We start from the raw sequence: 13,034 nt of genomic DNA, 5'->3' as shown, positions 1-13,034 counted from the left end.
CGCGACCGATTTGCTTAGTGACACCGTCATTTTGCGCGAAAACTGCACTTGCACCTCCGATGCTTGTGATGCTCCATTCGACTTCAATCGATCATCGCCCTCCGAGTCTCTGCCGCCATGCTCAAAGATTTCTCCGTTCAAAGCCTGTTCATGGGATGCCTGACCGCCTTCGTCGGCTTTGCCAGTTCCTTCGCGGTCGTCTTCCACGGCCTGCAGGTGGTGGGCGCTTCGGATGCAGAGGCTGCCTCCGGCCTGACGGCGCTTTCCGTTGCGATGGGCCTCTGCGCGATCGTGCTCAGCGTCGCGACAAGGCTCCCGATCAGCATCGCCTGGTCGACGCCAGGTGCCGCGCTGCTGGCGAGCGCCGGAGCGATCGAGGGCGGCTTCCCGGCGGCTGTCGGTGCGTTCTTCATTTGCGGCATATTGATCGTCATTGCCGGGCTTTTCCGGCCTTTTGGGCGGGCGGTCGCCTCCATCCCGGCGCCGCTCGCCAATGCGATGCTGGCCGGCGTTCTGCTCGGCCTCTGCTTCGCGCCGGTGAAGGCGATCGCCTTCAATCCTGCCTTCGGCCTGCCGATCATGCTTGCCTGGATCGTGGTCGGCGCATTCAAGCGGCTTTGGGCCGTCCCGGCAGCACTTGCCGCTTTTGCGCTGGTATTGGCCTTCGGCGTGAAGATACCTGATGGCGCCTTTGCGTCGCTCGAACATTCGCTGTTGCCGGCGGTCGAATTCGTGAAGCCGGTCTTCACGCTTGCCGGCATCGTCTCCATCGCGCTGCCCCTGTTCATCGTGACGATGGCGTCGCAGAACATTCCCGGCATCGCCGTGTTGAAGGTGCATGATTACGATCCGAAGCCTGGTCCGCTGTTTGCCGTGACCGGCGTGTTCTCGCTTCTCGCCGCTCCCTTCGGCGGCCATGCCGTCAATCTTGCGGCCATTACCGCTGCCATGTGCGCCGGACAGGATGCGCATGCCGATCCCAAGCGGCGCTACTGGGCGGCGATCGTCGCCGGCGCCGGCTATATCGTCTTCGGCTTGCTGGCGAGTGCGGTCACGGCTTTCGTGGCGCTGGCGCCGCCGATTCTCATCGAGGCGGTCGCCGGCCTGGCGCTCGTCGGCGCGCTTTCCAACTCGGCCTTGAATGCCTTCCAGCAGCCGGAATTGCGCGAGGCGGCCGCTATTACCTTCCTGGTGACGGCATCGGGCGTTTCCTTCGGCGGGATTTCAGGCGCCTTCTGGGGCCTGATCGCCGGCGGGCTGATGCTGGCCCTGTCGCGCGGCGTGCAGATGCTGAAGAAGTAGGCGAGGGCTTGCTTCTTTTTGATCCGGCGGCTATAAGCGCGGCCATGAAGCTGAATGGCGCAAAGATTTCCGAACAGATTGCACGTGGGCGCGTTGCCCTGCGTGACAACACGCGCGCCCTTACTTCGCTTCTCCTCCTCGGCCTTACGCGCGGTTGCCGGGTCCTTTGAGGAGCGCCCGGCGGCCGAAAAGCCCGCTGGCCATCGCTCCTCGCGACTTACCCTAAAATCGACAGCTTACCCGCAAACGGGTCCGCATTTATCATCGCCAAGCCGCATCCGATCGGCTAAGACGCGGGATAAAATGACGGGAAAGGAAGAGACGAAACCATGGACGCGAACAGCCATTCCCCCAAAGGCATGCCCGAAGCTGCGGTGAAATACCGCGCCTATCCCCAGATCAATATTCCGGACCGGACCTGGCCGTCCAAGACCATCACAAAGGCGCCGATCTGGTGCTCGGTCGACCTGCGCGACGGCAATCAGGCACTCGTCGATCCGATGGGCCATGACCGCAAGGCGCGCATGTTCCAACTGCTGCTGGACATGGGCTTCAAGGAAATCGAGATCGGTTTCCCTTCGGCTTCCCAGACCGACTTCGATTTTGCCCGCTGGTGCATCGAGCAGGGCAATGTGCCTGCCGATGTATCGCTGCAGGTTCTCGTCCAGTGCCGCCCGGAACTGATCACGCGCACCTTCGAGGCGCTGGAAGGCGCCAACAAGCCGATCGTGCATTTCTACAATTCGACCAGCGAATTGCAGCGCCGCGTGGTGTTTGCCAAGGACGTCCAGGGCATCAAGCAGATCGCCGTCGATGCGGCCAAGATGATCACCGACATGGCGGCAAAGGCCGGCGGCGGCTACCGTTTCGAATATTCGCCGGAGAGCTTTACCGGCACCGAGCTGGACGTGGCTTTGGAAATCTGTAACGCCGTTATCGACGTCGTCAAGCCGACGCCTGACAACAAGCTGATCATCAATCTGCCATCTACCGTCGAAATGGCGACGCCGAACATCTATGCCGACCAGATCGAATGGATGTGCCGCAATCTCGATAACAGAGAAAGCCTGATCATTTCGCTGCATCCGCACAATGACCGCGGCACGGGCATTGCTGCCGCCGAGCTGGCGCTGATGGCCGGCGCCGACCGGGTCGAAGGCACCCTGTTCGGCAATGGCGAGCGCACAGGCAATGTCGATGTCGTCACCATGGCGCTGAACATGTTCACGCAGGGCGTCGATCCAGAGCTCGATTGCTCCAACATCGAGCGGATGAAGGAAGTTTACGAATATTCCAACCAGATGGCGATCGGCGAGCGTCACCCTTATGTCGGCGAGCTCGTCTATACGGCCTTCTCCGGTTCGCATCAGGATGCGATCAACAAGGGCATGAAGGCCGCCAAGGTTGCCAACGACCCGGTCTGGGAAGTGCCTTACCTGCCGATCGATCCGCAGGATGTCGGCCGCACCTATGAGGCGATCATCCGCATCAACTCACAATCCGGCAAGGGCGGCATCGCCTATATCATGCAGCAGGATTACGGGCTGAATCTGCCGCGCAACCTCCAGGTGGAATATCGCGAGGAAATCCAGCGCATCACCGACGAAGAAGGCAAGGAATTGCCGTCCAGGCGCATCTACGAGCATTTCATCGAGCGCTATGTGACACAGTCCGACGCGCGGCTCCGCTTCGTCGATCACCACACCTTCGCCGACCCCGAGCACAAGGGACAGCGTATCGTTGCGGCCGAGATTACCGACAATGGCGAGGTGAAGCGCATCGAGGGCAGGGGCAACGGCCCGATCGACGGCTTCATCAACGCGCTCTCGATCTATCTCGGTATTCCGATGTCCGTCGAGGATTATTCCGAGCATTCGCTCCAGCATGGCTCCAACGCTTCGGCAATCTCCTATGTCGAGATTTCCTATCCGGGCGGCAAGCTCTTCGGCGCCGGCATCAACACCAATATCGTCGCTGCATCCCTCGAGGCGATCGTATCGGCGGCGAACCGCGTACTTGCAATCAAGGCGGCATAAGGTTCCGGCTTGGTGCAGCCCTGATTTGAGAGGCCCCTCGTTTTCGAAGGGGCCACTTTTGTTGCACATCAGTCGGCTGCCGGCTCGTCGTCTTCGATGAAGCCGCCGGACTGGTGTGACCACAGCGTTGCGTAAATGCCGTTTTGGGCGATCAGCTCCGCATGCGTGCCGTCCTCGACGATGCGGCCGTGGTCGATCACGACGATGCGATCCATGCGTGCGATGGTCGACAGACGATGTGCGATGGCAATCACCGTCTTGTCTTCCATGATGCCGTAGAGCGTATCCTGGATTTCGGCTTCGACTTTGGAATCGAGTGCGGAGGTTGCTTCATCGAGCACCAGGATCGGGGCGTCTTTCAGGATAGCCCGCGCAATCGCGACGCGCTGCCGCTGGCCGCCGGAAAGCTGGACGCCACGTTCGCCGGCATGCGCATCGAAGCCGGTCCGTCCTTCCTGATCCCGCAGGCCCGCGATGAAGTGGCTCGCGGCCGCCTTTCCGGCTGCGGCCAGAATTGCATTCTCCGAAAAGCTGGGATTGCCATGGGCGATGTTGTCGCGAATGGAGCGGTGAAGAAGCGATGCCTCCTGGCCGACCACGGCAATCTGCCGGCGCAGACTGTCCTGCGTCACCTGCCGGATATCCTGCCCATCGATTTCGATGGTGCCGGCTTCCGGATCGAAGAAGCGCAGCAGCAGGTTGACGAGGGTCGATTTACCGGTGCCGGAGCGACCCACAAGACCGACCTTTTGGCCCGCAGCAATTCGAAGCGAAATGCCGTCCAGTCCGCCATCTCCCTTGCCGTAGTGATGCGCGACCTGACGGAAGACGATCTCGCCCTTGGTGATGGCAAGCGGCTTGGCATCCGACGCATCGGTAATCGCAAGCGGCTGCGAGACGGTCAGCAGCGATTGCCGCATGGCGCCGAGATGAGCAAAGAGCGAGGACACTGCATCCAGCATCCATTCGGCCATGCCGGTTATGCGGAAGCTCAGCGCTAAGGATGCCGCAATCAGCCCGAGTGGTGCGCCGCCGGACTGCCAGAGAACGACCGCATAGCCGACGAGCGCGACAATGAGGAAGCTGCCGAGGAGCAGCATGCTCGAATTGACCTGCACCTCGAACCTCTGCACCCGGACGAATGTTTCGCGCGTTTGAGAGAAACGGCGACGGGCTTCTTCGTCCTCCGCCTTCGCATCGGCAAAGAGCTTGATGAGGTCGATATTGGCATAGCTGTCCACCAGCATGCCCGTCAGCTCGGCATAAGCTCCCTGGTATTGCGCAGATGCTTTTTGCAGGCGTGGGATGACATAGGCCATCAGTCCGAGATAGCAGAGCAGCCAGACCGCCAGAGGCCAGATGAGGCGCGGGTCGATCGTGGCCATCAGCCAGAGTGAGCCGGCCACATAGATCGTGACGAAAGACAGCGTGTGCAGCACGGCATAGGCGGCTCCTGTTGCCGCCGTGCCGATGTCGCGCACCTGGCTCGCGATACGCCCGGAAAAATCCTGACGGAACCAGCCGACCGATTGCCGAAGAACGTGACGATGAGCCCGCCAGCGGAACAGGGTCTCGGCATTCGGCCGGAATGCGATGTCATCCAGGCTTTCGCGGAGATAGCCGGCAAGCGGTCGTCCGATCAGAACGAGGGCGGCCGCAGCGAGCAGGCCGAACCCTTCGGACATCCAGAAATCATCCCGTCGGGCGGCGGCGAGATCGTCCACCAGCCGGCTCGAAAAGCCGATGAGCCAGATCTCGATGATGGCGCCGATCACGGTCAGGCCGAGACTCGCCGCCATGACTGTGCGAAACGGGCGAAGGTTGGTTAGGAGATAACGCCAGGCCTTGGATGATGGTTGCGGCTCGTCATGATCCTCAAACGGATCGACAAGCTCTTCGAAGCGACGAAACATGAGTGCCCTCCACGGGCGAAAGATAGCAATCTGATGGTCGGGCCGATAAGCAGCCCTTCACGGCACTGCCTTTCAGCGGTGGTTTCCTGTGCCGTGATTTTTCATCCGAGTGCTCTCCTCATTGGTCGCTGCAACCCATATAGCGTGTATCGGCGCCGATGTCAGCTGCAATGTATCGTGATCGTTCGACATAGATGGGCGGGTGCTATCCCTTGCAGGCCTCACGTCGAGGTCGTCCGAAGCCAATCCTTGAGGATGGATCTTGCTCAAGCCTTGCCGTTGGCAAGCAGATCGCGCGTCTTCGTCAGACGCTCGAGCTCTTCTTCCTGTTCGGTTATCCGCTCGGACGCTCGCTCCTCGTCGGCGGCGCCGGAAAAGGCTGCCGCCTGCTCGATCAATTCGCTATAAGTCAGATTTCCGAGGATACGCGATTGGCGATCTGATCGAGCATCGCATTCGAGGAGGGGCCGACAATCGCATAGGTTGCGCCGTTGCGGTGCCACGATACGATACTGATATCGTCCTTTATGGTTTCGCTGAAATCGTCATCGGCAGTACCATCCGTCTTGGTAAAACAGATGGCGACGACATCGCCGTCGAGATTTTTATAGATCAGCTGGCCGACTGGTTTGCCGGCGGCGACGGACATGCGCGCGCCCTGGAAGACCAGGCCATCGGCAGCGAGATCCGGAAAGTTGAATTTGACGCCGACCGTGCTTGCCAGCCATTTGGCGATCTCGTCCAATTGGCTTGCCTGCAGCTCGACCATATGCTGCGGCTGGCGCGAATAGATGCGATGATAGGCGGCAATATCGTCCAGCCAGTTGCGTAACATAAGCTGTGTCGGGGTCGGCGGAGCGCCCACGGGAACATCCGCTGGCTGCATGCCGAAAAGATAGCCGATGCCGCCGCCGACGACGAACAGGATAAGGGCTGCAGCCAATGATTGCTTGCCCGTGGGCGCCAGCTTCAGCGATTGCCGGGTGAGGCGCGGAGAGGGCTCCCTGGTCTTCGGAGGCTGGGTGCTCTTGATGGAGCGGACGAGCGCCAGCGGTACCGGCTCCTTCAGAACCTCGTCGAAAGCCTTGCGGCCGACATCGGAGCCGTGCTTCAGCTCATCGTAAATACGCCGGGCGTCCGCGTCGGAGGCAATGAGCTTTTCCAGCTCTTCTTTTTCTTCGCGGCTCATCTCGCCATCCATGAAGGCGGACAAGCGGACTTCAAGTGGCGTTTTCTTCATGTCCTGCAATGCTTAAAACCTTCGAGGCGAGCGGCTATGGCCGTGGGAGGCGAGGTAAAGGCGTGCGCTGGAGAGCCTTGACGTCACCGCCGACAACGGGATGCCGAGAACGTCGGCCGCCTGCTTGTAGCTGTGTCCTTCGACGTCAACCAGCAGGAAGACACTGGCAAGTCCTTCTGGCAAAGATGTGACGAGGCGATGTGCTTCACCGGCTTCCACCGGGTTTAAATGGGTTTGCGATGCCGGATCGCCCTGTTCCAGCGCATTGCTCTTTGCAGCAGGACGCAGCTTGTGGCGCCGTGCTTCGTCCACCCATTGGTGCCGGGCCATGGTGTAGAGCCAGCTTTCCAGCTTGCCGCCGCTGTTCCAGAGATGGAATTTGGCTATGCCGCGCTGACAGACGTTTTGAACAAGCTCGTCTGCCTCGGCGAGGTCGCCGGTCAGCGTCACCGCAAAGCGGCGAAGTTTCGGAAGAAGGCCGACCAGATCGCGTCTGATATCGATGGCTGCTACCGGCGTTGGCATGATCGTTCCAAGAGGGCGTTGGGGGTTGTTAGATCGGCAATTTGCTTCCGCGATCGACGGTCTTCCCCGTTGGGAAGATGATGCGGGCGGAATAATCGTCCTGTGTTGGTATGAACCATTTCTCTGCCGTTTCGCAAGTCTTCAGAAGCACCCGCGCGTTTGACCGTTATCCTTATCGCAGTGGTCCGGAAACGTGCCGGTCCGTCCCGTCCCCCGCGTGGCCCCAACCATCCAAGAAGCAGCCCTGGTCCATACGGGCTCAGAAAGCCGGCATGCGGTGCTCCTTGTAGCGGCTCCAAAACCCACCGCCACCCGTCGGGATTCCAATGGCCCGATTGTAGCTCCGTATCTTAGAAAACGCTACCGAAACGATGTGCACCACGACGCCAAAGAGCTCATCATGTCGCCAGAATATCGAAGCCTTCAGGGTCGACGCCGCTGCCATTGTTGCTGAGGCTATAACGCTCCGCTTTCAGTTCCCAGGCACCCGGCCGGCCGGCGATGGTGAAGAGATTATAGGCAGCGCGCGGCTTCAGTCCGCCGACCCCTTGCGATGCGGAGGCAATCCCGACGACCGGAACCGGACCCATGTGGCCGCGCAGCCAGTGCAGGGTGTTGAGATGTGTATGGCCATGCAGGACAAGTTCGGCGCCGCCGGTGGATATGACGGCTGCGAAACGGCGAATGCCGATCATCCGCTTGTAGAAGCTGGTCGCGCCGCGGATCGGCGGGTGATGAATCATGACCACACGAAAGAGCCCGGCATCCTCGGCTGCGCGCAGGATGTTCACCGTCTCGCGGGCCTGGCGTGAGGAGTAGAAACCGCTCGCGGAAAAGGGGGGGGTAGCGACGGCCGTGGAGCAGCCCACCAGGGCGACCTGACCGCGGATACGCAGATAGGGGAAAATGCGCTTGTCCTCCTGCCATTCCGCTGGAGCATCGTCGCCGCGGACATAGGGATACCAGGCGCGCATCGCCTTTTCGTAGGCGCCGGGCACATAGGCATCGTGGTTGCCGGGGACGACGGATGTGTGAAGGGGATCGCCGACCGTCTTCAGCCATGCAGCCGCTGTCTGAATTTCGATGCCGCTTGCCAGATTGACGAGATCGCCGGTTACGGCCAGATGATCGGCCTGCCTGGCCTTGATGTCCTCAAGAAGGAGATCGAGCGTATCGCCAAAAAGATGCTTGCGCCGGTTCCGGTGCCAGTTCACAAATCCGGTAATGCGTTTGGAGGCGAGTTCTCTGATCGAAAGGCGCGGCAGCGGACCAAGATGAACATCGGAAATATGCGCGAGCTTGAACATGGGATGAGACATAGTCCACTCTGTTATCAAAACAAACACATCCCTCATCGGATTGTCGAGGTTCGGTCATGAGCGAAGACGAGCGACGCGACGAAAGACAGGGACTGGCGGTGCGTTTGTTCGGCCGTGCGCTGCATGTCTATTTCGCGCTGACCCGCAGTATGACGCTTGGCGTGCGTGCCGCCTGCTTCGATCGCGAAGGGCGAATTTTCCTGGTGCGTCACTCCTATATTGCCGGCTGGCACATGCCCGGCGGCGGCGTCGAGCGCCATGAGACGGTGGAGCAGGCGCTTGAGAAGGAGCTGCGCGAGGAAGGCAATCTGGTGATCTCCGGCAAGCCGCAGCTCTTCCATGTTTATTTCAACAATTACACCAGCAAGCGCGATCACGTCGTCTTCTATCGCGTCGAGGTCACTCAGACCGCGCCGCGCAAGCCGGACCGCGAGATCGTCGAAAGCGGCTTCTTTCCTGTCGATGCGCTGCCGCCAGGCACGACCAAGGCAACCTATCGCCGGCTGCAGGAGCTGGAGGGTGCATCGGCCCCCTCCAGTTACTGGTAGGCTCCGGCGCTTGGATCAGGCCGCCTTTGCCAGCCGCTCACGCTCATGCGGGCGATCGGAATCCAGTTCCGGGCCGATCGGTACGATGCCTGTCGGATTGATGGTCTTGTGGCTGCGATAGTAGTGATTCTTGATGTGCGCGATGTTGACGGTCTCCGCAACGCCGGCAACCTGGTAGAGATCCCGGAGATAGGCCGAAAGATTGGCATAATCGGCGATGCGGCGGATGTTGCATTTGAAATGCCCGACATAGACGGCGTCGAAGCGGATAAGCGTCGTGAACAGCCGCCAATCCGCCTCCGTCAAGCGGTCTCCGAATAGATAACGCTGCGCCGCCAGCCGCTGGTCGAGCATGTCGAGGGTTTCGAAGAGACGGTATGCGTTTTCCTGGTAGGCTTCCTGCGTCGTCGCGAAGCCGGCCTTGTAGACGCCGTTGTTGACCGTATCGTAGACGAGCTCGTTCAGTGCATCGATATCGGTTTGCAAATCGGCAGGATAGAAATCCGTCTTGGAGCCGGTCAGGTCATCGAAGGCCGTGTTGAACATGCGGATGATTTCGGCCGACTCGTTGTTGACGATCGTGCCGGTGTGCTTGTCCCATAGAACAGGAACGGTTACCCGGCCGGAATATTGCGAATCTGCCTTGAGATAGACCTCCCAGAGCTTCGTCGCGCCGAAGAGATGGTCGACAGTGCCGCCGTCCGCGCCTTTGAACTCCCAGCCATTTTTCAGCATCAGCGGATCGACGATAGAGACGGAGATCAGCTCTTCCAGCTTCTTCAGCTTGCGGAAGATTAGGGTTCGATGCGCCCAGGGGCAGGCGAGCGACACGTAGAGATGATAACGGCCGGGCTCTGCCTTGAAGCCGCCGGTGCCTGTAGGGCCGGCGCTGCCATCCGCTGTCACCCAGTTTCGAAACTGCGAGGCGGCGCGCTTGAAATGCCCTTTCGTCTCCGTGGTATCGTACCAGACGTCATGCCAGACGCCGTCCACCAACATGCCCATTGCTCGATCCTTTCGGGAAACTGCCGAAACCATACATCTACAGATACGGCATGCACGCCGGATTTCGAGGTGGCAAATGATGAACACTGCGTCATGGGTGCTGCTGGCGGGCTCAGGTGGCAGGACCGAGCTCGAAAAGACAATGATGCCGGCACATCCTGCATGAATGAGCGGCAGGATGCATTTTGCATTGGACGCGCCGAATATTTCCTGCTATCCGGCTCTTCACCCTTGAGGACCCTTGTCATGAAGGTAACCAGAAGCCTGCGACGACGCCGATGATCTTGAACGCTCGATGAGCGCTTTCGGGAACAATATTGTCCGTCTACTGGTTTTCTGGGCTAATGTACAAGCACGATCTGGTCTATCTCACCGAGGATGCGTCGCACGACGCTGCTATCGAACTCATCAACGAAGAAGCTTTCGGTCCGGGGCGGTTTACCCGCGCTGCTGCTCGTATTCGCGAGCAGGGGCCGCATGACCGCTCGTTATCCTTCATCTGCGCCGATGATGGCGAGACGATCGCCTCTGTACGGATGACGCCGGTGCTGGCCGGATCGGTCAAGGGACATCTGCTCGGCCCGCTTGCCGTGCGCCCCTCGCACAAGAACAAGGGGATCGGCCGTGAGCTCGTGCGGATTGCGGTGACGGCCGCTCAGCGCAAGGGATCGGAAGCCATCATCCTGATCGGCGATCCGCCCTATTATTGTCCGCTCGGTTTCGAGAAAGTCGCTTACAACGCGCTCGTCTTTCCTGGGCCGGTCGATCCCAACAGGGTTCTCGTCGTGCCGATCGCCGCCGATACGCATGCACGGCTGAAGGGCACAATCGCCTGGCGCGATGCCGGCATTCCGGTTGTCTCCGATGAGGAGAATGATGATGAAGACCTGCCGCTAAGAGCAATCGCAGTCTAAAGCGCATCGCGATCTTTCAGTTTCGCTTCCTACGTTTCAGGTTCTGATTTGTGCATGTCGTCGCAAAACCGCGGCACACATTTGCGCGACATGTCTCTACGATTTCCACAGGCAAGGATAGCGCGGCGCGTGCGCGCTACTCCCGCGGGCATTTTTCATCCACCTGTCATACGGCCAACCTAGAGTTTCCCGGTTCTAAGCTAGGACCGTTGCTAAACTTGGGGGTAAAGCAATGACCGGAAATTTCACGCAGAAAGACATATTCCCGACCAGCCAACTGGAAGAGGCTGACGGCGAGGGGCACAATGGCACCGACAATCCGACGATGGGGGAAATCATCGGACGCCGCTTTTCCCGGCGTGGCTTCCTGCAGGGATCGCTCGCCGTTTCCGCGATCGCCGCGACGGTGGGGCCGCTCGCTTTGGTAAGTGCCGAGAGGGCGCGCGCGGCTGGTGGTTCGGCTTTCGCCTTCAAGGAAGTCGAAGCCGGTGTCGATGCCGACCACCACGTCGCCGAAGGTTATGACGCGAACGTGCTGCTGCGCTGGGGCGATGCGCTCTTTGCCGATTCGCCGGCCTTCGATCCCAGGAACCAGACGGCCGAGGCCCAGCGCCGACAATTCGGCTATAACAATGATTATGTCGGCTATATCCCGCTGAACGGCTCGTCCGAGCACGGCCTGCTGGTCGTCAATCACGAATATACCAACCCGCATCTGATGTTTCCGGGCTTGGTGACCATCGCTGACGGTAAAATCAAGCAGGCGCCCCTCAGCAAGGCGCAGGTCGACATCGAAATGGCGGCGCATGGCGGTACGATTGTCGAGATCAAAAAGGTCGACGGCAAATGGCAGATCATGCCGGACAGCCAATATAACCGCCGCATTACGGCAACGACCGAGATGCAGTTGACCGGCCCGGCGGCCGGGCACGACCGGCTGAAGACCTCGGCCGACGCGACGGGCACGAAGGTGATCGGCACGATGAACAATTGTGCCGGCGGCGTCACGCCATGGGGCACCTACATCATGGCCGAGGAAAACTTCCACGGGTACTTCTCCGGCAAGCTGCCGGAAGGCCACAAGGAGGCGGCCAACTACAAGCGTTTTGGCGTCCCGGAAGGCGCCTATGAATGGGCGAATTTCCACGGCCGTTTCGATCTTTCCAAGGAGCCGAACGAACCGAACCGTTATGGGTGGATCGTGGAAGTCGATGCGTTCGATCCGCACTCGGTGCCTAAGAAGCGCACCGCGCTCGGCCGGGTCAAGCATGAAGGGGCAGCCAATATCGTCTCTAAGGATGGTCGCGTCGTTCTCTATCTCGGCGACGACGAGCGTTTCGATTATGTCTACAAGTTCGTGACCGCGGGCATCTACAATGCCACCGACCGCGCCGCCAATCTCGATCTGCTCGACGATGGCACGCTTTATGTCGCCAAGTTTTCGGAGGATGGTACGCTGAAATGGCTGCCGCTGACCTTCGGACAAGGCCCATTAACGGCGGAAAACGGGTTTGCCAGCCAGGCCGACGTCCTGATCGAAACACGCCGCGCCGCAGACCTGCTCGGCGCCACCAAGATGGACCGGCCGGAAGACATCGAACCCAATGCCGTGAACGGCAAGGTCTATGTCATGCTGACCAACAATACGAAGCGCAAGCCGGAGCAGATCGACAGCGCCAATCCCCGCGCCGATAATGCCTTTGGCCATATCATCGAGATCAGCGAGGATGACGGCGTGTTTTCTGCGACGTCGGGCAAGTGGGAAGTGCTGCTGAAATGCGGCGATCCTTCCGTCGCCGACATCGGCGCGTCCTTTTCGACGGACACGACGAAGAACGGCTGGTTCGGTATGCCGGACAACTGTTCGATCGATGCTGCCGGCCGCCTCTGGGTGGCAACCGATGGCAACAGCAACAAGGCGACCGGCCGCACCGACGGCCTCTGGGCCGTCGATACGGAAGGCAATGCGCGGGCGACGTCGAAACTTTTCTACCGCGTGCCCGTCGGCGCCGAGCTTTGCGGCCCGCTGTTCCTTCCCGATGACCAGACGGCCTTCGTCGCCATACAGCATCCCGGCGACGGCGGTGATGACTGGTCAGGCCATGGCCGGCCGTCCTATTATGAGGACCTTTCCACCCGCTGGCCGGATTTCAAGCCCGATATGCCAGTCCGGCCGGCGGTGGTGGTCATTACCAAGACCGGCGGCGGCAAAATCGCCGTATAGCATCTGAC

11 protein-coding genes are annotated in these 13,034 nt (G+C 60.2%); 5 read left to right on the top strand and 6 right to left on the bottom strand.

From position 1 onward, the window contains the following. Window positions 1-117: 117 nt before the first annotated feature. Together C7U61_RS12935 and leuA are read left to right on the top strand one after the other, a co-directional pair. Window positions 118-1,302 carry a benzoate/H(+) symporter BenE family transporter gene (locus tag C7U61_RS12935; RefSeq protein WP_106998457.1) on the top strand — a complete coding sequence of 395 codons (1,185 nt, stop codon included), beginning with the start codon at window positions 118-120 and terminating at the stop codon, window positions 1,300-1,302. A 329-nt stretch (window positions 1,303-1,631) separates the two neighbouring features. After that, window positions 1,632-3,338, top strand: coding sequence for a 2-isopropylmalate synthase (leuA, locus tag C7U61_RS12930; protein ID WP_106998456.1), 1,707 nt, complete (start codon window positions 1,632-1,634; stop codon window positions 3,336-3,338). 68 nt (window positions 3,339-3,406) lie between these two features. On the opposite strand, the gene C7U61_RS12925 is transcribed toward leuA, so the two are convergent. From C7U61_RS12925 to C7U61_RS12905, 5 genes are all read right to left on the bottom strand, one after another. Further along, the gene (locus C7U61_RS12925; RefSeq protein ID WP_106998455.1) at window positions 3,407-5,251 is read right to left on the bottom strand and encodes an ABC transporter ATP-binding protein; all 1,845 of its coding nucleotides are present in this window, start codon (window positions 5,249-5,251) and stop codon (window positions 3,407-3,409) included. Between the two features lie 266 nt (window positions 5,252-5,517). Next, the gene (locus C7U61_RS19730; RefSeq protein WP_280952772.1) at window positions 5,518-5,649 is read right to left on the bottom strand and encodes a hypothetical protein; all 132 of its coding nucleotides are present in this window, start codon (window positions 5,647-5,649) and stop codon (window positions 5,518-5,520) included. 11 nt (window positions 5,650-5,660) lie between these two features. Beyond that, complete coding sequence (locus tag C7U61_RS12915; protein ID WP_181315844.1) at window positions 5,661-6,500, bottom strand: anti-sigma factor; 840 nt, start codon at window positions 6,498-6,500, stop codon at window positions 5,661-5,663. Between the two features lie 3 nt (window positions 6,501-6,503). Beyond that, the gene (locus tag C7U61_RS12910; RefSeq protein WP_106998452.1) at window positions 6,504-7,016 is read right to left on the bottom strand and encodes an RNA polymerase sigma factor; all 513 of its coding nucleotides are present in this window, start codon (window positions 7,014-7,016) and stop codon (window positions 6,504-6,506) included. Window positions 7,017-7,414: 398 nt separating this feature from the next. Next, on the bottom strand, window positions 7,415-8,353 hold the full coding sequence (locus C7U61_RS12905; RefSeq protein ID WP_106998451.1) for a metallophosphoesterase: 939 nt from the start codon (window positions 8,351-8,353) through the stop codon (window positions 7,415-7,417). Window positions 8,354-8,391: 38 nt separating this feature from the next. Here C7U61_RS12905 and C7U61_RS12900 point away from each other — a divergent pair, with 38 nt between their 5' ends. Then, window positions 8,392-8,883: an NUDIX domain-containing protein gene (locus C7U61_RS12900; protein ID WP_106998450.1), complete on the top strand. Its 492-nt coding sequence runs from the start codon at window positions 8,392-8,394 to the stop codon at window positions 8,881-8,883. 15 nt (window positions 8,884-8,898) lie between these two features. On the opposite strand, the gene C7U61_RS12895 is transcribed toward C7U61_RS12900, so the two are convergent. Next, a complete protein-coding gene (locus C7U61_RS12895; protein WP_106998449.1) occupies window positions 8,899-9,888 on the bottom strand; it encodes a glutathione S-transferase family protein in 990 nt (329 codons plus the stop codon). A 344-nt stretch (window positions 9,889-10,232) separates the two neighbouring features. Between C7U61_RS12895 and C7U61_RS12890 the strand changes: the two genes are divergently transcribed. Beyond that, a complete protein-coding gene (locus tag C7U61_RS12890) occupies window positions 10,233-10,802 on the top strand; it encodes an N-acetyltransferase (protein ID WP_106998448.1) in 570 nt (189 codons plus the stop codon). Between the two features lie 232 nt (window positions 10,803-11,034). After that, window positions 11,035-13,026, top strand: a complete 1,992-nt coding sequence (locus C7U61_RS12885; protein ID WP_106998447.1) for a PhoX family phosphatase — start codon at window positions 11,035-11,037, stop codon at window positions 13,024-13,026. The last annotated feature ends 8 nt before the right edge of the window (window positions 13,027-13,034 follow it).

Origin of the sequence: Rhizobium sp. JAB6, from assembly GCF_003024605.1 — a bacterium.
Lineage (GTDB): Bacteria > Pseudomonadota > Alphaproteobacteria > Rhizobiales > Rhizobiaceae > Rhizobium.
Note: the sequence above shows the minus strand (reverse complement) of the source record. Positions and strands in the feature narration are given on the sequence as shown.

What these genes read in the sequence shown, in the direction of transcription:
- C7U61_RS12935 (WP_106998457.1), top strand. Translation starts at nt 118, where the DNA reads ATGCTCAAAGATTTCTCCGTTCAAAGCCTGTTCATGGGATGCCTGACC.
- leuA (WP_106998456.1), top strand. Translation starts at nt 1,632, where the DNA reads ATGGACGCGAACAGCCATTCCCCCAAAGGCATGCCCGAAGCTGCGGTG.
- C7U61_RS12925 (WP_106998455.1), bottom strand. Translation starts at nt 5,251, where the DNA reads ATGTTTCGTCGCTTCGAAGAGCTTGTCGATCCGTTTGAGGATCATGAC.
- C7U61_RS12910 (WP_106998452.1), bottom strand. Translation starts at nt 7,016, where the DNA reads ATGCCAACGCCGGTAGCAGCCATCGATATCAGACGCGATCTGGTCGGC.
- C7U61_RS12900 (WP_106998450.1), top strand. Translation starts at nt 8,392, where the DNA reads ATGAGCGAAGACGAGCGACGCGACGAAAGACAGGGACTGGCGGTGCGT.
- C7U61_RS12895 (WP_106998449.1), bottom strand. Translation starts at nt 9,888, where the DNA reads ATGGGCATGTTGGTGGACGGCGTCTGGCATGACGTCTGGTACGATACC.
- C7U61_RS12890 (WP_106998448.1), top strand. Translation starts at nt 10,233, where the DNA reads ATGTACAAGCACGATCTGGTCTATCTCACCGAGGATGCGTCGCACGAC.
- C7U61_RS12885 (WP_106998447.1), top strand. Translation starts at nt 11,035, where the DNA reads ATGACCGGAAATTTCACGCAGAAAGACATATTCCCGACCAGCCAACTG.